At 68.2% G+C, this 19,254-nt stretch carries 17 protein-coding genes and 1 pseudogene; 9 read left to right on the top strand and 9 right to left on the bottom strand.

What is annotated here, in order from left to right:
* Nucleotides 1–3 precede the first annotated feature (3 nt).
* Nucleotides 4–234: pseudogene (locus H0B43_RS28855) on the bottom strand (putative PEP-binding protein); the annotation flags it as partial.
* 190 nt (nucleotides 235–424) lie between these two features.
* Nucleotides 425–1,672: a PTS transporter subunit EIIC gene (locus H0B43_RS28850; protein WP_185729757.1), complete on the bottom strand. Its 1,248-nt coding sequence runs from the start codon at nucleotides 1,670–1,672 to the stop codon at nucleotides 425–427.
* Nucleotides 1,673–1,917: 245 nt separating this feature from the next.
* Between H0B43_RS28850 and H0B43_RS28845 the strand changes: the two genes are divergently transcribed.
* Entirely contained in the window at nucleotides 1,918–2,148 is a 231-nt protein-coding gene (locus H0B43_RS28845) for a glucose PTS transporter subunit EIIB (protein WP_185724804.1), read from the top strand.
* Complete coding sequence (locus H0B43_RS28840) at nucleotides 2,145–2,609, top strand: PTS glucose transporter subunit IIA (RefSeq protein ID WP_185724805.1); 465 nt, start codon at nucleotides 2,145–2,147, stop codon at nucleotides 2,607–2,609. The genes H0B43_RS28845 and H0B43_RS28840 overlap by 4 nt, the downstream gene beginning before the upstream one ends.
* 17 nt (nucleotides 2,610–2,626) lie before the next feature.
* On the opposite strand, the gene H0B43_RS28835 is transcribed toward H0B43_RS28840, so the two are convergent.
* The 6 genes from H0B43_RS28835 to H0B43_RS28810 form a co-directional block, all read right to left on the bottom strand.
* Complete coding sequence (locus H0B43_RS28835; RefSeq protein WP_185724806.1) at nucleotides 2,627–3,370, bottom strand: GntR family transcriptional regulator; 744 nt, start codon at nucleotides 3,368–3,370, stop codon at nucleotides 2,627–2,629.
* A gap of 111 nt (nucleotides 3,371–3,481) precedes the next feature.
* Entirely contained in the window at nucleotides 3,482–3,961 is a 480-nt protein-coding gene (locus tag H0B43_RS28830) for a DUF1990 domain-containing protein (RefSeq protein WP_312033653.1), read from the bottom strand.
* A 189-nt stretch (nucleotides 3,962–4,150) separates the two neighbouring features.
* On the bottom strand, nucleotides 4,151–5,584 hold the full coding sequence (locus tag H0B43_RS28825; protein WP_185724807.1) for an FAD-binding oxidoreductase: 1,434 nt from the start codon (nucleotides 5,582–5,584) through the stop codon (nucleotides 4,151–4,153).
* Nucleotides 5,585–5,633: 49 nt separating this feature from the next.
* Nucleotides 5,634–8,657 (bottom strand): AAA family ATPase, encoded by a 3,024-nt coding sequence (locus H0B43_RS28820; protein WP_185724808.1) that lies wholly within the window; start codon nucleotides 8,655–8,657, stop codon nucleotides 5,634–5,636.
* A 59-nt stretch (nucleotides 8,658–8,716) separates the two neighbouring features.
* The gene (locus H0B43_RS28815; protein WP_185724809.1) at nucleotides 8,717–9,490 is read right to left on the bottom strand and encodes an SWIM zinc finger family protein; all 774 of its coding nucleotides are present in this window, start codon (nucleotides 9,488–9,490) and stop codon (nucleotides 8,717–8,719) included.
* Entirely contained in the window at nucleotides 9,487–12,318 is a 2,832-nt protein-coding gene (locus H0B43_RS28810; RefSeq protein WP_185724810.1) for a DEAD/DEAH box helicase, read from the bottom strand. The genes H0B43_RS28815 and H0B43_RS28810 overlap by 4 nt, the downstream gene beginning before the upstream one ends.
* 370 nt (nucleotides 12,319–12,688) lie before the next feature.
* On the opposite strand from H0B43_RS28810, the gene H0B43_RS28805 reads away from it, so the two are divergent.
* From H0B43_RS28805 to H0B43_RS28795, 3 genes are all read left to right on the top strand, one after another.
* The gene (locus H0B43_RS28805; protein WP_185729759.1) at nucleotides 12,689–13,591 is read left to right on the top strand and encodes an NADP-dependent oxidoreductase; all 903 of its coding nucleotides are present in this window, start codon (nucleotides 12,689–12,691) and stop codon (nucleotides 13,589–13,591) included.
* A gap of 75 nt (nucleotides 13,592–13,666) precedes the next feature.
* Nucleotides 13,667–13,984 (top strand): hypothetical protein, encoded by a 318-nt coding sequence (locus tag H0B43_RS28800; RefSeq protein ID WP_012688484.1) that lies wholly within the window; start codon nucleotides 13,667–13,669, stop codon nucleotides 13,982–13,984.
* Nucleotides 13,985–14,052: 68 nt separating this feature from the next.
* On the top strand, nucleotides 14,053–14,757 hold the full coding sequence (locus H0B43_RS28795) for an HNH endonuclease family protein (protein ID WP_185724811.1): 705 nt from the start codon (nucleotides 14,053–14,055) through the stop codon (nucleotides 14,755–14,757).
* A 5-nt stretch (nucleotides 14,758–14,762) separates the two neighbouring features.
* Here H0B43_RS28795 and H0B43_RS28790 read toward each other — a convergent pair whose 3' ends face one another.
* On the bottom strand, nucleotides 14,763–16,337 hold the full coding sequence (locus tag H0B43_RS28790; protein WP_185724812.1) for a molybdopterin-dependent oxidoreductase: 1,575 nt from the start codon (nucleotides 16,335–16,337) through the stop codon (nucleotides 14,763–14,765).
* 85 nt (nucleotides 16,338–16,422) lie between these two features.
* Here H0B43_RS28790 and H0B43_RS28785 point away from each other — a divergent pair, with 85 nt between their 5' ends.
* The 4 genes from H0B43_RS28785 (at nucleotide 16,423) to pucL (ending at nucleotide 19,246) form a co-directional block, all read left to right on the top strand.
* Nucleotides 16,423–17,238 carry a shikimate 5-dehydrogenase gene (locus H0B43_RS28785; RefSeq protein WP_185724813.1) on the top strand — a complete coding sequence of 272 codons (816 nt, stop codon included), beginning with the start codon at nucleotides 16,423–16,425 and terminating at the stop codon, nucleotides 17,236–17,238.
* Between the two features lie 260 nt (nucleotides 17,239–17,498).
* Nucleotides 17,499–18,008, top strand: a complete 510-nt coding sequence (uraD, locus tag H0B43_RS28780; protein WP_185724814.1) for a 2-oxo-4-hydroxy-4-carboxy-5-ureidoimidazoline decarboxylase — start codon at nucleotides 17,499–17,501, stop codon at nucleotides 18,006–18,008.
* Complete coding sequence (uraH, locus tag H0B43_RS28775) at nucleotides 18,005–18,349, top strand: hydroxyisourate hydrolase (protein WP_185724815.1); 345 nt, start codon at nucleotides 18,005–18,007, stop codon at nucleotides 18,347–18,349. The genes uraD and uraH overlap by 4 nt, the downstream gene beginning before the upstream one ends.
* A gap of 3 nt (nucleotides 18,350–18,352) precedes the next feature.
* A complete protein-coding gene (pucL, locus tag H0B43_RS28770) occupies nucleotides 18,353–19,246 on the top strand; it encodes a factor-independent urate hydroxylase (protein ID WP_185724816.1) in 894 nt (297 codons plus the stop codon).
* The last annotated feature ends 8 nt before the right edge of the window (nucleotides 19,247–19,254 follow it).

The following is a 19,254-nucleotide window of genomic DNA, read 5'->3' as shown; positions in this document are numbered from 1 at the left end:
TCCGGGCGCGAGAGCGAGATCGGACGCGGCCTCACCGCAGACGCCGACGGGGGGGCCCGCCTCCGCTCCCGCGGCACCGACGGTCCCGATCAGATCCAGCACCGCGGGCTGCCACGGGTCGAGCACGGCACACGTGTACTGGCTCAGGTCGTTGGTGCCGATACTGACGAAATCGAGATGCTCGAGCAGGTCGCGGGCGCGCGGTGCCGCCGAGGGGATCTCGATCATCGCCCCGAACGCGAGCCGGGGCGCGCAGACCAGGCCCGGACTCACACCGCGGCCGTGGACAACCTGTTCCGTCGTCGTCGGCATCAGGGTGTGTCGAGGTCGGAGGCGAGCAGGTCGGCGAGACGGTCGCGGGCCTCCTCGGGGCGGGTGTGCAGTCCCACCTTCGAGCCGATGAGAACTGTTCGTGCTGCCATGGTCATTGACCTGCCTTTTCCGTGTCGACGGTTGTTTCCGTTTCCGCGTCGTCCTCCCGACCGGGAGTGCGCAGGTTCCACTTCTTGATGACGAAGCTGAACAGGACGTAGTAGATGACGGCGTACCCGAGCCCGATCGGGATCAGCATCCACGCGTTGGTGGCCTTGCCGAAGTTGAGCACGTAATCGAAAAAGCCTGCGGAGAAAGTGAATCCATCGTGGATGCCGAGCGCGTTGACGAGCGCCATCGACGTTCCCGTGAGGAATGCGTGGATCAGGTACAGCGGCCAGGCGACGAACATGAACGCGAATTCGAGGGGCTCGGTGATGCCGGTGAGGAACGCCGTCAGCGCGGTGGAGAGCATGATGCCGCCCACGACCTTCTTCTGTGACGGGCGGGCGTTGCGCCAGATCGCCAGTGCGGCAGCGGGAAGGGCGAACATCATGATCGGGAAGAAGCCGGTCATGAAGATGCCGGCGCTCGGGTCGCCGGCGAAGAACCGGTTGAGGTCGCCGCGGACGAGTTCTCCGCTCGCGTTCTGATAGTCGCCGACGAGGAACCAGACGGTGGAGTTCAGGATGTGGTGCAGGCCGGTCGGAATGAGCAGGCGGTTGGCCATGCCGTACACGCCGCCGCCGATCACCGAGTTCTCGGCAACGGTCTCGCCCACCCACGTGAGGGCGGAGTTGAACGCCGGGTACAGGAACGCCATCAGCACGCCGACGACGAGACCGGTGATCGCGGTGAGAATGGGAACGAGCCTGCGCCCGTTGAAGAATCCTAGATAGTCGGGCAGTTTCGTGCGGTAGAACCGCTGCCACAGGATGGCGGACAGCAGACCCATCACGATGCCCGCGAGCACACCGTAGTTGATCAGCGCCTGGTCGCCGTTCGGATCGGTCTTGCCCTCGAGGACGACCGGCGACATGGCCTCGAACACCCCGTTGATGACCATGTATCCGACCACCGCGGCCAGGGCGGTGGAACCGTCCGCCTTCTTGGCCCAGCCTATGGCGATGCCCACCGCGAAGATGAGGGGCAGCCAGGTGAACACTGCTTGGCCGGCTGCGGAGATGACGGACGCGGCGGTGTGCATCGAGTCGAATCGGCCGAGGAGGTCGTCCTGGCCGAGTCGCAGCAAGATGCCGGCCGCGGGGAGCACCGCGATAGGCAGCATCAGGCTTCGCCCGAGGCGCTGCAACCCGGCAAACACCGCTGATTCCTTTTTCGGGCTGTCTACGACGGTCATATCAGCCTTCTCTGTGCGCGTCGGGCGCCGAATCGGCGTCTGGTGATACTCGAATCCGGCGGCGACGAGCGCGTCGTCCGGCTTCGGAAAACTATTGTGGACCAGCACCGCGAACGGGTACTGTCCGGTCATAACCAGTTGCTAGTTTGACCAGGTGAGCACAGGATGTCAACAGGCAAATGTGACCCAGCTAACGCATTCCGCACCATCACCTGCAGCGCGAACACGAACTACGAGGAGACCCGATGTCCAAAGCGGACGCAATCATCAGCGGCCTCGGCGGTGCCGCCAACATCGTCGAGATCGAGGCCTGCATCACCCGGCTGCGCACCGAGGTCAAGGACGGCGCGAAAGTCGACGAGGCCGCGCTCAAGGCTGCGGGCGCCCACGGGGTGTTGAAGGCGGGCAGCGTCGTCCAGGTCATCGTCGGCCCCGAGGCGGACACGCTCGCCGAGGACATCGAGGACATCCTGTGAGCGTGACCGTGCAGGCCCCGCTCCCCGGGCGCGTGCTCGCCCTGGAAGAGGTGCCCGACCCCGTGTTCGCCGGACAGATGGTGGGTTCCGGGGTCGCGATCGACCCGGCGCGCGACCGGGGCGCCGTCGACGTGCTCGCCCCGATCTCGGGCAAGATCCTCAAACTGCATCCGCACGCGTTCGTCGTCCTCGGCTCCACCGGTGCGGGAGTGCTGGTCCACCTGGGAATCGACACCGTGAAGTTGAAGGGCGAGGGATTCACCCTGCTCGCGGCCGAAGGCGACGACGTCGACGCGGGCGATCCCGTGGTCCGATTCGATCCGACCGAGATCGACGGCACCGGATACTCCGCCGTGTGCCCCGTGGTGGTGATGGACTCCAAGCCGGATTCGGTGTCCACCACCACGATCGGTTCCGACGTGAGCACCGGCGACGCCCTGTTCGGCTGGACGGCGCCGTAGCCAAGGGGCGGCCGGGCTCAGACGCTGCGCTGAGCCCGCTCCCCCTGAACTTCCATCTGCAGTTGGTAGCGATCGGACCGGTACCAGCTGCGGGTGTGCTCGACCGGAGTGGGACCGCTGAACGACACCCGGTCGAAGTACATCACGGGGGCACCCTTCTTGACGCCGAGGAGGGTCGCGATCTCCTGGCTCGCCCCATCGGCGCTCACGGTCTGCTCCGCCCGGTCGATCGGCATGCCGTACGTGTCGGCGGTGGCCCGGTAGATCGACCCGGTGAGGTCGAGATCCAGCAGGCCGGGAAGCAGTGCGGCGTTGAACCAGCCGTCGTCGACGCTCACCGGTTCGCCGTCTGCCAAGCGCAGCCTCTTGACGTGATACGCGCTGGTGTCGGGTGCGATTCGCAGGGCTCTCGCGGTAGCCTCCGGCGCCGCGTCCTCCTCGCTCTGCAGCACCACCGTCGTCGGCTTGTGCCCCTGGGCCCGCATCTCCTCCGTAAACGAGGCCAAATGGAGTTTCGACTGCACCGGCCGGTGCGCCACGAAGGTCCCCTTGCCCCGCACCCTGACCAGGTGGCCCTCGTTGACGAGCTGACCGATCGCCTCACGAACCGTGATGCGGCTGACGCCGTAGTCCTGCATCAGTTTTCGTTCGCTCGTCATCAGATCGCCGGGCTGGAGTTCCTTCGTGCACTTGTGCAGCAGGATGGCACGGAGTTGTTCGTGCTTCGGAATCACGCTGTCGCGTAGATGTACGGGCATCATTCCGGCGGCTCCAGCTCAGTCAGGGGTGGACACATCGGATCAGTCAGTTGTACCCAAAGGTCCCGTCCGGTCCGGTCCAACCACGAGAATACGTGATCCGGACGCTCCGGCCTACCGTGTCGCCTCCTCCAGCGCCGCGAGATACCTGCGCGTCATCACCCGCTGGACGACCCGGCCCGCGGGTCCGCCGAGCCGGGTGAACCACCGCCCCGGTTTCGAGAACGCCGCGATGGTCGCGAGCACACTGCCGTCGGCCTTCTGTTCGACGACGAAACTCTCTTCGCCGCGCTCCGGATGCCCCGGCAACGTCCCGTAGGCGAATCCCCTGCGATGCGGCTCGTCGACGACGTAGACGACCCGGCAGGAGAACCGCAGTCGCACCCGCCCGATGCCCCAGCCGAGTTCGACCGACGTTCCGGGCACCGCCGTCGGCGACTCGGCCCGCACGTCCAGCCCGGCGCCGCGATGCATCCCCCAGGAGCAGAGGTGGGCGGCCACGGCGTCGAATGCCTCTGCCCCGTAACCGATCACCTTCTGCTCACGCACATGGTGGTACCCCGCGGGGAAGGGAACGTCGCGGCTCGCACCCACCTCCGGGTACGTGAACGCTGGCAGGTCGTCTCGGGTATTACTGATGGCGGTCGATCCTCTCGGTCCGGGCGTCACGAGCAGGTGGAAAGCACGTTACCCGGCGCACCGTCTCGAGGCCTTCAGGGGTGCCCGGCCGGTGCCGAGCCACGACCTGCGGCCCACACCTGCCTCGCATCCATCCGGCGGCGCCTACTGCTCCGACCGGACCGCAGGACGGATGTTCTGGTTCACGTGGAAGAGGTTGTCCGGATCGTATTTCGCCTTGACCTGCGCGAGCCGGTCGTAGTTGCCGAGGTAGGAGGCACGCACGCGGTCCTCGCCCTCGGACATCATGAAGTTGACGTACGCCCCGCCCGCGGTCGTCGGGTGGAGGGCCTCCCAATACCTCTTGGCCCAGTCCGTGATGACCTCGGCGTTCGCCGGATCGGGGTCGACACCCACGATCACCGCGGCCCAGCCGCCGTCCCGGTACGCGAACGCGGTGGCGTCCTCGGCGACCCGCGTCGCCGAGCCGTCGATGGGATACATGTGCATCGTCGAGTGCCCGGTCGGCAGCTGGCGGCCGAACTCCAGATGGATGTCGATGGCGTCGTCGGAGATCTCCCGCACGAAGTCCGCGCGCCAGTACCACTGCAACCCGGCCGGGTACAGTCCGTCGAAGGCGGATTGCAATGCCGTGAAGGGCATTTCGCCGAGACCGACCAGCAGGGGATTTCCGAAGTTCCGGATCGGTTCGAACACCGCGTCGGCCTTGTCCGGATCGCCGGTGTAGCACCAGACGACCCCGCACGCCTTGCGTCCCCACAGTTCCTCGGGGAACGGCGGTGCCGGCGGGATGGTGAGGAGGCCGATCCAGCCGTTGAGTTCCTCGGGCAGCGACGGCAACAGTTCGCGATACCACCGCATCACGTCGGGGGTGTCTTCCAGGTCGTACAGCACCGGACCACCGACGACGGTTCCGTGGTTGCCGATGTCGTGGCACGCGAACTGGAACGACGTGACCACGCCGAAGTTGCCGCCGCCTCCCCGCAGCGCCCAGAACAGGTCCGGGTGTGATCGTTCGCTCGCCGTCACCAGTGTGCCGTCGGCGAGCACCACGTCGGCGCTGAGCAGGTTGTCCACGGTGAGTCCGAAACGGCGAGTCAGATAGCCGATTCCACCGCCCAGCGTCAGTCCGCCGACGCCGGTGGAGGCGATGAACCCGGACGGGGTTGCCATGCCGAACGGCACGGTGGCATGGTCGACGTCACTCCAGGTGCATCCGCCGTCGACCCGGACCGTCCGGTCGGCGGGCGAGACGGTGGTGGCGCGCATCTCCGACAGATCGATCACGAGGGCGTCGTCCCACACACCGAGACCTCCCGCGTTGTGTCCCCCGCCGCGCACCGCGAGTTCGACGCCCTGCTCCCGCGCGAACCGCACACACGCGACGACATCCGCGGCGTTGGTGCACCGCGCAATGGCCGCCGGCCGACGGTCGATCATCGCGTTGTACACCGCCCGCGCGTCGTCGTAACCGGTGTCGTCGGGGGTGATCAACCGGCCGCGCAGAGACGCCGCCAGTTCCGCGAAGGGTGGCGGTGTCGTCGTCGGCGGTGTCGAATTCGTGATGGTGGTGCTCATGACCTTCTCCTCGGATCGCCGGGCCCCGAAACGGGCCGTACCTGGTAATTCACACCGTAGGAAGTCGGCGTTCGCGCACCGTTCGCGCCGGAAGACCTCCCGCGAACGCTCCGAGATCCGCGCGTAGTCGCAGCACCTGCGGCAACCACCAGCGGTCGTCGCGTTGCTCGGCGGCGATCCGGGCGGCGTCGAGCGTCGCGCGTGCCGAGTCCATGTCCCCGACCTCGATCTGTACCTCCGCCAGCAGCGAGAGCCAGTACGGCATGCGCGCGAACGCCCGCTGTCGCCGCAACAGGTCGAGTCCCTCGCGGATCTTCGCGATTCCCGGTTCGCCGCCGAGGAGCCTGCCTTCGAGGATCTGCGCCCACTGGCTGTAGTACGCGAAGCGGTAGCGCTCGCACAGCTCCCGCAACTCGGTGAGCGAGGCGAGTAACGCGACGTCGTCGCCGCGTATCTGATCCAGCACCGACGCGTATCCCAACGCGACCGCGAGACTGTAGGGATGACCGCAGGTCCGGCCCAGCGCGAGGGCCTCCGCACAGGACTGCACGGCGGCCTCGTCGTCGCCGATCATCCAGTACGCGTGCGACTCCCACGCGCGGGCATGTACCTCGAGCCGAGTACCGAGAATGAACGAATAGTCGTCGGAGAACGCGGCCCGCGCCAGGTCGAAATGTTCGATGGCCTCCGCCGGGCGGCCCAGGCCCAGGGCGGCGCCCGCCACGGAGAACTGCGCCTGGCCCTCGAATTGGGGATCGGCCGCGGACAGTTCGAGCGCGCGCACGCCGATACCGTAGGCGTGCGCGGTGTGCCCCTGCACGAAGTGCACCGCGAACAACCCGATCAGAGCCGCGAGTACCACCGTCGGCCGGCGCAGTTGCTGCCCCAGCTCCGCGGTGTGGTCCAGCGTCTGCTCGAGCTCGGCCGAGGAGTACCCGTACAGCGTGGTCAGCGGCGCAGACATGGCCTGCCGCACCTCCACCTCGCGCGCATCACGGTTGCGACCGGCCGGCATCGCTTCGAGGAGGTCCAGGCAGTGCCGGAAGTGTCGCACCGCCTCGGCGTTCGCGAACACTCCTGCCGCACCCTCGGCGGCACGCTGCAGATAATGGAGCGCGCGGTCGGGCCGCCCGCCCCGTCGATACTGCTCGGCGAGCTGCAGTGCCACGTCGTCGGTGCGGCCGGTGTGGAGGAGTTCGAGGCCTTGCGCCAGGCGGCGATGCAGGAGCCAGCGCCGCGGCGGGCCCACCGAGCGGTACGCGGCCTCCCGGACCAGGTCGTGCACGAAATCGTAGCCGGTGCCCGCGGGCCGGACGATTCTCCGCCGCCACAGTTCGTCGACCGCCTGAACGAGAGGATCGGCATCCAGATCGCTCGCCTCGCTGAGCAGGTCCAGGTCGAAATCGGTGCCGAGCGCCGCGGCCAGGCCGGCGACCTCCCGCGCGGGCTCCGAGCACTGTTCGAGCCGCCGCTGCAGCACCGCCCCGAGGTCGTCGGCGCCTCCGCCGGACCTGGTCGCGTCCGGGTCCGGCACCATCCGTGCGGCCTCGACGACGTACAGCGGGTAGCCCCCGGTGGCGGCGTACAGAACCGCCTCCTCCGCGCGGTCCAGCGTCCGGCCGCCGAGGGACCGTGCCAGTTCCGCCGTCCCGTCCGCGGTCAGGGGGTCCACCTCGACGTCTGTCACCAGTCGCGCCGATCGGAGGGCCCGTAGCGCCTCCCGCACGTCATGGCGCGACTGCGCCTCGTCCGTGCGGGCGGTCGCCGCCACCAGAACCCGCATGTGCGACTCGAGGGAGAGGAGGAAGGCCAGCCATGCGGTCGTCTCCGTGTCGCACCACTGCAGATCGTCGAGGACGAGCAGCACCGGCCTGCCGGACGACAGCACCGCTCGCGCCGTTCCTTCGAAGAAGCGGTGCCGCTGCCAGGCGTCGACCATCGCCCGGGACGTCGCCGGCCGCGGCCAGGACTCGGCGCTCGGCACCAGCCGTTCCACCTCCACCCGCCACAACGGGTTCAGGGACGCGACCGCGGACTGCAGTTCCGGGCTGCGGAGCCATTCGGCGACGGGAGCCAGCGCAACGCGCCCCGGCAGTCCGAAACAGCGGGCGGTGACGACGATCGCGCCGTCGGCGCGGGCGATCTCCGCGAGTTCCGTGGTCAGCCGGGTCTTGCCGACCCCGGCGTCACCCGAGACGAGCAGCAGTCCCTGCTTGCCGCCCTGCGCCTGCCGCCACCGCCGGTGCAGCTCCGCGCGTTCGCGCTCCCGCCCGATCAGCGTGGGCACCGCGTTCCGCACCCGTTCGGGCCGCCAGGCTCCGGCGGCCCCTGCCGTCGGACGGTCCCCCACCAGGTGGTCGAAGAGCCCGGCGGTCGCGGGGCTCGGCGCAACCCCGAGCTCGGTTTCGAGCACCGCCGCACACCGGTGGTAGGTGGTCATCGCCGCGGCCCGGTCGCCCGATGCGGCCTGCAGTTCCATCAGTGTTCGATAGCCCACCTCCTCGAGCGGGTCGAGTTGGATGCGTCGGCGCGCGCGCGCCGTCGCCGTCTCGACATCCCCCGACTCCCGCAACACCCGTACCGTCGCCTCGCAGAGTTCGACGCACTGCCGGCGCAGCACGTCGCGGTGCTCGAGAACCCAGTCCTCGTACGTTCCGGGCATGAGCTCACCGCGGTACACGTCGATCGCGCGGTCCGCGTGATCGAGAAACGTTCGGGGGTCCGAATCGGCGAGCGCTGCGAGGGCCGTCGATCGCTCCTTCCGGAAGGTGTCGACGTCCACCCGGCACGATGGCGAACCGGTCCACGTCAGTGTCGGCCCCTCGGCGGCGAGCGCCCCGTCCGCCCCCAGTACGCCGCGCAGGTTGTGCAGTTCCCGCCGCAGGTTGGTGCGGGCCTGCTGCTCGCTCGACTCGGGCCAGAACAGCCCCGCGAGACGCGTCCGGGACTGCCCGAGTCCGGCGTGCAGCACGAGATAGGCCAGCAGCGCGATCGCCCGTGACGAGATCGGTCCGCCCCGGGTATCCGCCGGGTCCGACACGCGCTGTTCGCCGAGCAGGTAGACCGTCAACATGACTGACCAGCTCCCGGTCGCGGGACGAGGTGAGCGCCCGCTCCCTCATCTTCGCACGGTCAGCGGAACTGCTGGTAGAGCGCTTTCAGCTCCCGGATCGCCGCATCGACGTCACGCTCGTCGGCACTGACCGATCGGATCGCCTTCCGCAGCTGCAGCGGGTCGAGGTCGTCGATCGCGGCCCGGAAGTCGGCGTCGGGCAGAGCGGGAAGCTGGGCCTCGTCACCGAACCAGTCGTCGAAATCCGCGTCGGAGGCGCCGCCGCCGACACCGTCGATCAGCATGTCCAGGTCGACGCCGCGCAATGTCAGGATCTCGAGTGGGTTCTCGTCGATCCGTTCGGCGGTGAGGTACGCGACCGCCGCCGCATGTTTGCACGGCCAGCCGTCGTCCGGGCAGGTGCAGTCGTAGTTCAACGCCGATGCCCCGGCCGGCAGCAGCAGCGGGCCCAGAATCTCCGGCACCCCGCCGCCCGCCAGCATCGCGAGGCTTCCGGGTTGTCGCCGCACCAGGGCGACGAGTTCGCCGATCTCCGCCTCGTCGAGACGATCGATCGACACGGTCGCGACGAACGGCTGCAGCTGACTGCCCTGGACCTCCCCCGTCACCATCCCACCGGCGATCTCGAGCGAGATCACCTGACCGCTGCGCGCGTAGCTCCGGCCACGGCTCATCCGGCCCTTCTCGGCGACGAACTCGATGATCTCGACGAATTCCCGGCCCCACCACGTGCGGCCGAACGATCCGCGCTGGGATCGCGCTTCGAGCCCGCCGGCCACCGGCCGGCGCTTGCCGTACCGACCGAAGTACGGCCCGGGTCGCCGATTCGTCATTCGCCCACCGCCTCGTCGCCGAGCCGCAGCAGTTCACCGAGTTGTTCGGTGCTCATCTCCGTCACCCAGTTCTCGCCCGTTCCCACCGCGAGGTCGGCGAGTTCCTGCTTGGTGGCGATCATCGCGTCTATCCGCTCCTCCAGGGTGCCGACGCACACGAGTTTGCGCACCTGCACGTCACGCCGCTGACCGATCCGGAAGGCGCGGTCCGTGGCCTGGTTCTCGACCGCCGGGTTCCACCACCGATCGAGGTGGACGACGTGATTTGCCGCAGTGAGGTTCAGCCCGGTTCCGCCGGCCTTCAGCGAGAGCATCATGATCGGCGGCCCGTCGTCGCCCTGGAACGATGCCACCATGTCGTCGCGCTTCTGCTTGGGGACGCCCCCGTGCAAGAAAGGTACGGGGGTACCGAAACGTTCGGCGAGATACGGCGTGACGAGGTCGCCGAATTCGCGGAACTGGGTGAACAGCAACGCTTTCTCGCCGTCCGCGACCACGGAGTCCAGGATGTCCTCGACCAGCCCCAGCTTTCCGGAGCGGTGCTGCCCGCGCCGCATCACCGTCGAACCGTCCCGCAGGAAGTGCGCCGGATGGTTACACACCTGCTTGAGTTTCGTCAGCGCCGCCAGGACGGCACCCTTGCGCTTCATGCCCTTCTTGTCCTTGATTTGCGCCATCATGTCGTCGACCACCGCCCGGTACAGCGCGGCCTGTTCGGCGGTGAGGTTGGCGCGGACCGTCATCTCGAACTTGTCCGGGAGGTCGGCGATGACCGCCGGATCGGTCTTGACGCGGCGCAACACGAACGGGGAGGTGACGGCGCGGAGCCGGGCCACCGCCGTCTCGTCCTGTTCCCGCTCGATCGGCACCACGAAACGTTTGCGGAACATCGCCTCCGAGCCCAGGATTCCCGAGTTCGCGAAATCGAGGATCGAGCGCAGCTCGTCCAGGCGGTTCTCGACCGGCGTCCCCGTCAGTGCGACGCGGTGCGCCGCCGGAATGCTGCGGGCCGCCCTCGCCTGCCCGGTCTTCGCGTTCTTGATGTGTTGCGCCTCGTCCAGAACGATCCGCCGCCAGTCCTGCTCCTTCAGTTGTGCGACGTCGCGCGCGAGCAGTGCGTACGTGGTGATCACCAGATCGCTCTGCTGCACAGCGGAAGTCAGGTCGTCGCCGCTGCGCCGCTGCGGTCCGTGATGGACGAGGACCCGCAGAGTGGGAACGAAGCGGGCCGCCTCCCGCTGCCAGTTGCCGACCACGGACATCGGGCACACGAGCAGGGTGGGCGAGGCCGCCTTCTCGTGGGCCAGCAGGGCGAGCAACTGCAGCGTCTTGCCGAGGCCCATGTCGTCGGCCAGGACCGCCCCGAGGCCGAGGCGGCTCATGAACACCAGCCAGTCGAGTCCGCGCTTCTGATACGGCCGCAGCGTGGCGTCCAGCCCCTCCGGCGTCGGCACATCCTCCGGTTTCGTGTCGCCGTCCAGCAGCGCGGCCGCCCACCCGGTCGCGGTCACCTCCTCGACAGGGAGATCGGACAGATCGTCCGCTATGAGGTCTTTCAGCAGGTCCACGATCGCCCGGTCGCCGCTGCCGTGCCGTTCCGCCACGTAGCGCGCGGCGCGGGAGAGCACCTCCTGATCGGCCCGGACCCACTCTCCGCGCAGGCGCACGAGGTCGCTCTTGGCATTGACCAGTCGATTCATTTCCGCGGCGGTGAGAACCGTGTCGCCGAGGGCCAGTTCCCAGTTGTACTGCACCAACTGGTCTTTGCCGACGGCCCGGTTCTCCGCGCTCGCCGGGGTGCTCGGCGAGCTCACCCGCAGCCGCATCGACGGCGACGCCACACTCCACGCCCGCGGCAGCAGCAGGCTGATGCCCTTCTCCTTCAACGCGACCGCACCATGCCCCACGAGGTCGATGACCACCGCGGTGGGCAGCATCAGGTCCAGACTGTCGGGATCGCTCGGGACGTCCTGCAATCGCGGATAGGCGGCGACGGCCTCGGTCAGCTTGCGGACACCGGTCTGCAGCCGGCTCGCCTCCGTGCGGTGCAGCGGAATCGGCACCGGCGCTTCGCCTTCCGGACGGAGGCACACCTGCAGCCGCCACAGCACCGTGTCCGGGTCCCACTCCCCGTCGACGTCCACGTCCTCCGGCTCGAGGAGTCTCAGCACCAGTTCGGGCTCGTCCACCTTGAGGCTGTCCCGCCACCCGTCGAGCGCGCCCGCCAGCTGGGCGGTGCCCTCGGCGAAGTGTTCACCGCGAACCAGCGCCTCGATCAGCGGGTGCTCGGCGCCGAGACCGGAATCGTCGGGGTGCCTGCCGCCGAGGACACGCCGGACCACCGGGTCGGTCAGCTCGGTGACCAGGTCGTCGAGCTGAGCGCGGGGAGTCGAACCGTGACGCTGGACCGGCGGCATCGCGACCGACAGTTCCGTGAGCCACGCACGCTGTCGTTCTCCGCCGAGCAGCCGCCACCGCGGCCACCAGCTACCCTCCGCCCGGTGCACCTCCGGCACCACCCGTCCGGCTCGAGCCCACCGCTCGATTCCCCGCGCCACGTGCGCGAGGTAGCGCAGGTCGCCGGCGATCCGAGGGTCGCGGGCCGACACCGACAGCAGGAAGTCGGTCGCATCCGGCGGCGCGAGCGCGACCGCGGCCCACTCGAGCATCTCCGGCCCCGACGGCGCCGGCATCGGAACCTTGACGTGGTGCCGGAACTTGCGAGCCAGCACCCGTCCGACCGAATCCGTCGGCTCCGGTACGGCCGAATTGCGGTCGTCGACCCACAGCATGAGACCCGAACCGGGTGTCCAGAGGCCGTGCAGCATCCACCCATCCAATCAGGCTCGACCGACACTCCGGGAAATCCCTGCTCGAGACGTGTAACCCTCGACGATGTTCCACCGATGGACGAGGTGGCGGCTGTCCACGCCGGTACTTACCGGGATCGCTGCCGTAGTTGATCGCAGTGATCGGAGGAAGACACATGGACGCGACACAGATGTTGCAGGTTCTCGTTCAACTCATCCAGGTTCTCGGACCGTTGATGGGTGGCGGAGGAGGCGGCGGAGGCACAGGTTCCCTGGGCAGCCTGTTCGGCTCCTGAGTTCGCACGAGAGGGCCCGCCGACTCCAGTTCGGCGGGCTTTCTGCGTGCCCGAATCCTGGCGCCGTCCGTGATAGGACTGTGGGCGTGAGCATGGCATACGGCTTCAGTGAATACGGCGGACCCGAGACGCAGCAGTTCTTCGACGTCCCCGTACCCTCCCCCGGCCCCGGACAACTGCTCGTCGCCGTCCATGCGGCGGGCGTCAATCCCGCCGATTGGAAGGTGCGCGCCGGAACGCGCAAGGACACCGTGCCCGTCACCCTGCCCGCGGTCCTGGGCCGGGAGGTGTCCGGTGTGGTGGCGGAGGTCGGACCCCGGGTGACCGATTTCGCGGTTGGCGACGCGGTGTTCGGCGCCACGGCGACCGGGTTCGGCGGGTACACCGAGCACACCCTCGTCAACACGGCGTCCGCGGCGCACAAGCCGGACACCGTGTCGTTCGCCGACGCGGCCACGCTGCCCGTCGCGGCGGGAACCGCGTACGACGCCCTGACCACCCTGGACCTGCCTCCCGGCAGCCGGTTGCTCGTGGTCGGCGCGGGCGGCGGCGTCGGGGTGGCGGCGCTGCAGCTGGCCGCCGCGGGAAACGTCACGGTGATCGGCGTCGCGAGCGAAAGCAAGCGGGAGGTCGTCGAATCCCTGGGCGCCACCTGGGTGGCGTCCGGCCCCGGGCTGGTCGACCGGGTGCCCGGCCCCGTCGACGCCGTCTTCGATCTCGTCGGCGGCGACTCCCTGGCCGACGCGGCACGGGTGGTCGCGGACCCGGCGGCGATCATCAGCGTCGGCGACCCGCTCGCCGCACGGGACCTCGGCGGCTCGGGAGTGGAACGCCGCCGGACGACGGCGGTCTTCACGCAGGTCGCTGCACTGGTGGCCGACGGAACTCTCGACCCGCGGGTAGCCCACCGGTTCCCGTTCGCGCACGCCGCCGACGCCCTCGCCGTGGTCGAGTCGGGCCACACGAGTGGCAAGGTCGTGATCGAGATCGGTTAGCGGGTCTGGCTTTCACCCGTTCCGAGGTAGATGCTGGAAAGACGTAGCTGCCGCCGGAAGAGTCGGGAGTCGATCATGAGCATCCTGATCCAGGTTCTCGAACAGGGGTACGCGCTCACCACCCCGTGGGAGCAACGGAAGTACGCCTTCGTCGATGCCACGCACATCGTCACGATACGACTCGACGGCCAGTCGGGTGTGTGGCTCGACGGGATGAAACACGGTGAGGCCCACAGGCTTGCGGTCACCCCCGTCGCCAGCGAGGCCATCTTCTTCCTCCTCCGCACCCTCGACCTCCTCGCGGAATGCAGGCAGAGCGGCGGTTCCTGGGTCATCGGCCACGACGGCACGCACGTGTCGTCGATCGCCGCGGTCCGGCTGCCGTTCAGCTGAACCTGTCGGGGTCCCGGTGCATACTCGTCGCGGTAGGGGGACGAGTCGCCGGGCGCCCGGGGGGACGCATGAGAATTCTGTACGCGACCGTGGTGCTGGCCACGGTGTTGTCGATCTGCGGTTGCGGGGTGTCGCTACTCGACCTGAGCGGCCCCGGTCCGGCGCCGGGGAGCCCGTCCCGCGCGGTCGTCGAGGAGTTGCTCGGCCGGGTCGCGACGGTCGCCTCCCGGCCCCACCCCGGCGGGTACGAGCGCGGGTGCTCCGGCAGCGAGTCGTGTGTGTTCGGTCCAGCCTGGACCGATGATCAGGACGCGACGGGCGGTCACGACGGGTGCGACACCCGCAACAACGTTCTCGCGCTCGATCTCCGTTCGGTGGCGTTTCGCGAGGGCACCCGCGACTGTGTGGTGCTGAGCGGGGTCCTCGCCGATCCGTACTCCGGCGACGTGCTCCCGTTCGACCGGGCCGATGCGAAAGCCGTTCAGATCGACCACGTCTACCCGCTGGCGGCGGCGTGGGACATGGGCGCGTCGACGTGGCCGGCCGCGCGCCGTCTCCGGTTCGCCAACGACGTTGCGTTCAACCTGCTGGCGGTCAACGGTGCCGACAATCAGGACAAGGGCGATCAGACCCCGCAGGACTGGCTGCCGCCGAATCCCGCGTATCACTGCTTCTACGCGGGCAAGTACCTGTCGGTGGCGGTGGAGTACGAACTTCCGGTAACGCTGGCCGACCGCGACACGCTCGCCGAGGTGGCGGAACGGTGTCCATGAGGGCGTCAGGCGACGGTGAAGGAACGGGTGTGCCAGCCGGTGGCACCACCCGGGATCGGCGGCGTCCGCTCCTCGACCTGCACGTTGCCGTCCAGATCCGTGGCTCGCACCTGGAGGGTGTGCAGACCGGACGTGGCCTGCCACTCCCAGATCCACTGCCGCCAGGTGTCGACGGTGTACTGCGGGGCGAGGGTCGCGGTCTGCCACTGCCCGTTGTCGACCCGCACCTCCACCTTCTCGATTCCACGGTGCTGTGCCCAGGCGGTTCCCGCGACGAGGACCGACCCGGGGGCGGTAGGCGCGAACGGGGCAGGCACATCGATCCGGGAAGCCGTCTTGATCGGCCCCCGCGCGGACCATCCCCGCTTCGTCCAGTAGGCCTCCGCCTTGTCGAAGCGCGTGAATTCCCAATCGACCACCCACTTGGTGGCCGATACGTAGCCGTACAGACCGGGGACGACCTGCCGCACCGGGTAGCCGTGCTCGAACGGCAACGGCTGACCGTTCATCGCCACCGCGAGGATCGCGTCGCGGCCGTCCCGCAAGACCTCGACCGGGGTGCCTGCCGTGAAGCCGTCGCTGCTCGTGGACAGCAGCATGTCGGCGTCGGGGTGGATCCCGACCTCGTCGAGAATGTTCTTGATCGGGTAGCCGATCCAGGTGGCGTTGCCGGCGAGGTTTCCGCCGACCTCGTTGGAGACGCACGTCATCGTGATCACCCGTTCGATCGGCGTCCTCGCGATCAGGTCGTCCCAGTTCAGCGTGAGCTCGCGGGCCACCATGCCGTGGATGCGCAGTTGCCAGTCGCCGGTGGTCAACCGCGGGACCCGCAGCGCGGTGTCGATCCGGTAGAACTCGTCGTTCGACGTGATGAAGGGGGTGGCTCCCCGCACTGCGATGTCGGTGCCCGCCGCGATCGGGGTCGCCTTGTCGGTCACGTCGGGGACCGCGAACGCGCGACGGTTGTCCAGGGCTTCCGCAGCCTGCTGCCCGAGATACCGACCGGCTGCTCCCGCCGCCGCGGCGGCTGCGGCCGCGGCGGCGGCAATCAGCAGGAACGTGCGGCGCGGCAACCACGAATCCTCGGCGTCGGAATCCTGGGGTGCCTGCGCGGTGGCGGTCAGCACCCGCAGAACGGCGATCCCGGCGACCACACCCACCACGGTCGGCAGGGCGTACAGCCACGTGGCGCTCGGCCGCTGCGTCGCGGCGAAGACCCCCACCAGACCGAGGGCCGCCAGGATCGCGCTGCCGAACGGGGCGCGGGGACGCTCGACGATGCCCGCGATCGCGGCGAGGAGCACGATGAGGATCGTCATGCCGACGAACAGAGCGGGTTTGTCGTTGGTGCCGAACGTGTGGATCGCGAACTCGCGGGCCCAGGCAGGACTGCGGTCCACCGTCGTCGATCCGACCGCGTAGAACGGCGACGAGTTCGGGTCGATCAGCGCCGACAGCAGTTCGCCCACCCCGAGCACCACGCCGGCGGCGATCACTCCGGCGAGCGCGCGGGAGAACAGGTGCCGCCGCCTCCGGGGCGTCCTCGCCGCGTCGTGCCGGTCACCGATCGTCGTTGTCATCGCAGCCCTGCTCCTTTGCCGTCGTCACCGTGTATTCGAAGCTGAGAACGCGCACGGATGGGAGCCCCCCACTAGTATTTACCGGATGAACCAGCTCGACAAAGACACCCGTCTCTGCATCTCGCTCTCCGGCCGACCGAGCAACATCGGCACCCGATTTCACAATTTCCTGTACAGCGAGCTGGGCCTCAATTACGTCTACAAAGCGTTCACCACCACCGACCTCCAGGCCGCGGTCGGCGGCATCCGCGCGCTCGGAATCCGCGGCGCCGGTGTGTCGATGCCGTTCAAGGAACAGATCATCGAGTACGTCGACGTGATGCACGAATCGGCGTCGGTCATCGAGTCCGTCAACACGGTGGTCAACGAGGACGGCGTGCTGCATGCCTACAACACCGATTACCAGGCGATCGCGAACCTGTTGCGGGACAATGCGTTACCGCACTCCCTGTCGGTAGCAGTCGCCGGGAGCGGCGGCATGGCCAAAGCCGTGGTCGCCGCCGTGCGCGACTACGGATTCACCGACGTCACCGTGATTGCGCGCAACGAAAGTACCGGCCGGGCGATCGCGCAGCAGTACGGATTCGGTTGGCAACCCGAACTCGGCGCGGCACGGCCGGGCCTGCTGATCAATGCCACTCCCGTCGGCATGGCGGGCGGTCCCGAGGCGGAGGACCTCGCGTTCGCACTCGACGCGATCGACGCGGCAGACGCCGTGTTCGACGTGGTCGCGATGCCCGCCGCGACGCCGCTGATCCGCGCCGCGGCCGAGCGCCACAAGACGGTCATCACCGGCGCCGAGGTCATCGCACTGCAGGCCGCAGAACAGTTCGTCCTCTACACCGGCGTGCGCCCGTCCCCCGACGAGATCCGCCGAGCCTCCGAGTATTCGCGGTCGTGAAGTAAGCACGGGCGAGACACGTTGACCTCCTCCCGGTGCTGATTGCCGAAGTGGCAGTACACGGTTGGGCCGCAATCGCGAGCAGCGAGACTCGCGTGACCGACTGCGTCGTCACGGTGCGGCGGCCGCACCGACAGGCGCGACGACCCCTTCGATCCAGAATCTGGATCGATTCAATTTTAGGTCTTGACACCTCTTGTGACCCCTGTCACGATTCTCTATACGGAATCATTATTTCGCATTGTGGAAGAAGGGTCGCCATGGTTCTCGATGTAGGACTCCAACGATTCAACGAGGCACCACACTCCGAGGCAACGGCATGGGCCAGGGTCTGCCTGGACATTCCCCGGTGGGCAGACGAACTCGTCTCCGCCCGGCCGTATCTCGATCGCGCCGCACTCCTCGCCGCGGCGAGGACGGGCGCCGGACCGCTCACCGCGGCCGAGATAGAGCAGGCTCTCGCCCACCATCCTCGAATCGGTGAACCCCCGGGCGGCGACGACCGCGAGGCGCACCTGGCACGCTCGGAACAGGCCGGCCTCGATTCGTCCGACGTGGCAACGCAGCAGCAGCTCAGCGACGGCAATCGCGCCTACGAGGACAAGTTCGGCCGGGTGTTCCTCGTCCGGGCCGCCGGCCGCACCTCGTCCGACATCCTCACCGCGCTCGATCAGCGACTTCGCAACGACGAGGACCGCGAATTGACCGTGGTCGCAGAGGAACTGCGCGACATAGCCGCACTCCGGCTCGCGGGAATGCTGGACGCATGAGCGCCGTCAGTCAGGTCACCACCCATGTCCTGGACGCCGCCGAGGGCATACCGGCGCACGACGTGCCGGTCTCGCTGTCCGTTCTCCGCGACACCGGGTGGGACACCGTCGCCGACGGCGTCACCGACCACGACGGCCGCGTCACGACTCTGGGCCCCGCCCGACTCGAACCCGGCACCTACCGGATCGTCTTCGACACCGGACGCTACTTCTCCGCGAAGGGACGTCCGACGTTCTACCCGGACATCACCATCACGTTCGCCCTGACCGACAGCGAACAGCACTATCACGTACCCGTCCTACTCAGCCCGTTCGCATACTCGACCTACCGAGGGAGCTAAATCATGAGCAAGATCGTGCTCGGCCAGAACCAGTACGGCAAGGCGGAGGTCCGGTTGGTCAAGATCACCCGCGACACCCAGCGGCACGAGATCGAGGACGTCAGCGTCACCTCTCAGCTTCGCGGCGACCTCGACGCGGTGCACACCGAGGGCGACAACTCGCACGTCGTGGCCACCGACACACAGAAGAACACGGTGTACGCCTTCGCCCGCGACGGCATCGGATCGATCGAGAAGTTCGCGATGCGACTCGGACGGCACTTCACCGGAGAGTTCGACTGGATCACGGGCGGCCGATGGGAGATCGAGCAGTATTCGTGGGCGCGGATCCCGGTCGACGGCAAAGGACACGACCACTCGTTCGTCCGGTCCAGTGACGAGAGACGCAACACCGTGGTCACCATCGACGGCAATCAGACCTGGATCGTGTCCGGACTCAGCAACATGGTGGTGTTGAAGTCGACGGGTTCCGAGTTCCGCGGATACCCGAAGGACAAGTACACGACCCTGCAGGAGACGTCCGATCGCATCCTCGCCACCTCGGTCAGCGCGCGGTGGCGGTACCTCACCACCGACGTCGATTTCGACAAGATCTTCGACAACGTGCGGTCCACCATGCTGGAGACCTTCGCAACCACACACTCACTCGCCTTGCAGCAGTCGCTGTTCCAGATGGGTTCGGCAGTACTCGAGGCTCATCCAGAGATCGCCGAAGTGAAGTTCTCGATGCCGAACAAGCATCACTTCCTCGTCGACCTGGAGCCGTTCGGCCTCGACAATCCCGGCGAGGTGTTCTTCGCAGCCGACCGACCCTACGGGTTGATCGAGGCGACCGTCGAACGCGAGGACGCTCCCGACGCCGGCCGCGCCTGGGATTCCGTTCCCGGATTCTGCTAGGGGCACAG

Source organism: Rhodococcus sp. 4CII (assembly GCF_014256275.1).
GTDB classification, from domain to species: domain Bacteria; phylum Actinomycetota; class Actinomycetes; order Mycobacteriales; family Mycobacteriaceae; genus Rhodococcus_F; species Rhodococcus_F wratislaviensis_A.
This window is presented reverse-complemented; position numbering and strand designations above follow the sequence as displayed.

Coding starts and splice junctions, on each gene's coding strand:
- H0B43_RS28850 (WP_185729757.1), bottom strand. CDS start 1,672: ATGACCGTCGTAGACAGCCCGAAAAAGGAATCAGCGGTGTTTGCCGGG.
- H0B43_RS28845 (WP_185724804.1), top strand. CDS start 1,918: ATGTCCAAAGCGGACGCAATCATCAGCGGCCTCGGCGGTGCCGCCAAC.
- H0B43_RS28835 (WP_185724806.1), bottom strand. CDS start 3,370: ATGATGCCCGTACATCTACGCGACAGCGTGATTCCGAAGCACGAACAA.
- H0B43_RS28825 (WP_185724807.1), bottom strand. CDS start 5,584: ATGAGCACCACCATCACGAATTCGACACCGCCGACGACGACACCGCCA.
- H0B43_RS28820 (WP_185724808.1), bottom strand. CDS start 8,657: ATGTTGACGGTCTACCTGCTCGGCGAACAGCGCGTGTCGGACCCGGCG.
- H0B43_RS28815 (WP_185724809.1), bottom strand. CDS start 9,490: ATGACGAATCGGCGACCCGGGCCGTACTTCGGTCGGTACGGCAAGCGC.
- H0B43_RS28810 (WP_185724810.1), bottom strand. CDS start 12,318: ATGCTGCACGGCCTCTGGACACCCGGTTCGGGTCTCATGCTGTGGGTC.
- H0B43_RS28805 (WP_185729759.1), top strand. CDS start 12,689: ATGGCATACGGCTTCAGTGAATACGGCGGACCCGAGACGCAGCAGTTC.
- H0B43_RS28800 (WP_012688484.1), top strand. CDS start 13,667: ATGAGCATCCTGATCCAGGTTCTCGAACAGGGGTACGCGCTCACCACC.
- H0B43_RS28795 (WP_185724811.1), top strand. CDS start 14,053: ATGAGAATTCTGTACGCGACCGTGGTGCTGGCCACGGTGTTGTCGATC.
- H0B43_RS28790 (WP_185724812.1), bottom strand. CDS start 16,337: ATGACAACGACGATCGGTGACCGGCACGACGCGGCGAGGACGCCCCGG.
- H0B43_RS28785 (WP_185724813.1), top strand. CDS start 16,423: ATGAACCAGCTCGACAAAGACACCCGTCTCTGCATCTCGCTCTCCGGC.
- uraD (WP_185724814.1), top strand. CDS start 17,499: ATGGTTCTCGATGTAGGACTCCAACGATTCAACGAGGCACCACACTCC.
- uraH (WP_185724815.1), top strand. CDS start 18,005: ATGAGCGCCGTCAGTCAGGTCACCACCCATGTCCTGGACGCCGCCGAG.
- pucL (WP_185724816.1), top strand. CDS start 18,353: ATGAGCAAGATCGTGCTCGGCCAGAACCAGTACGGCAAGGCGGAGGTC.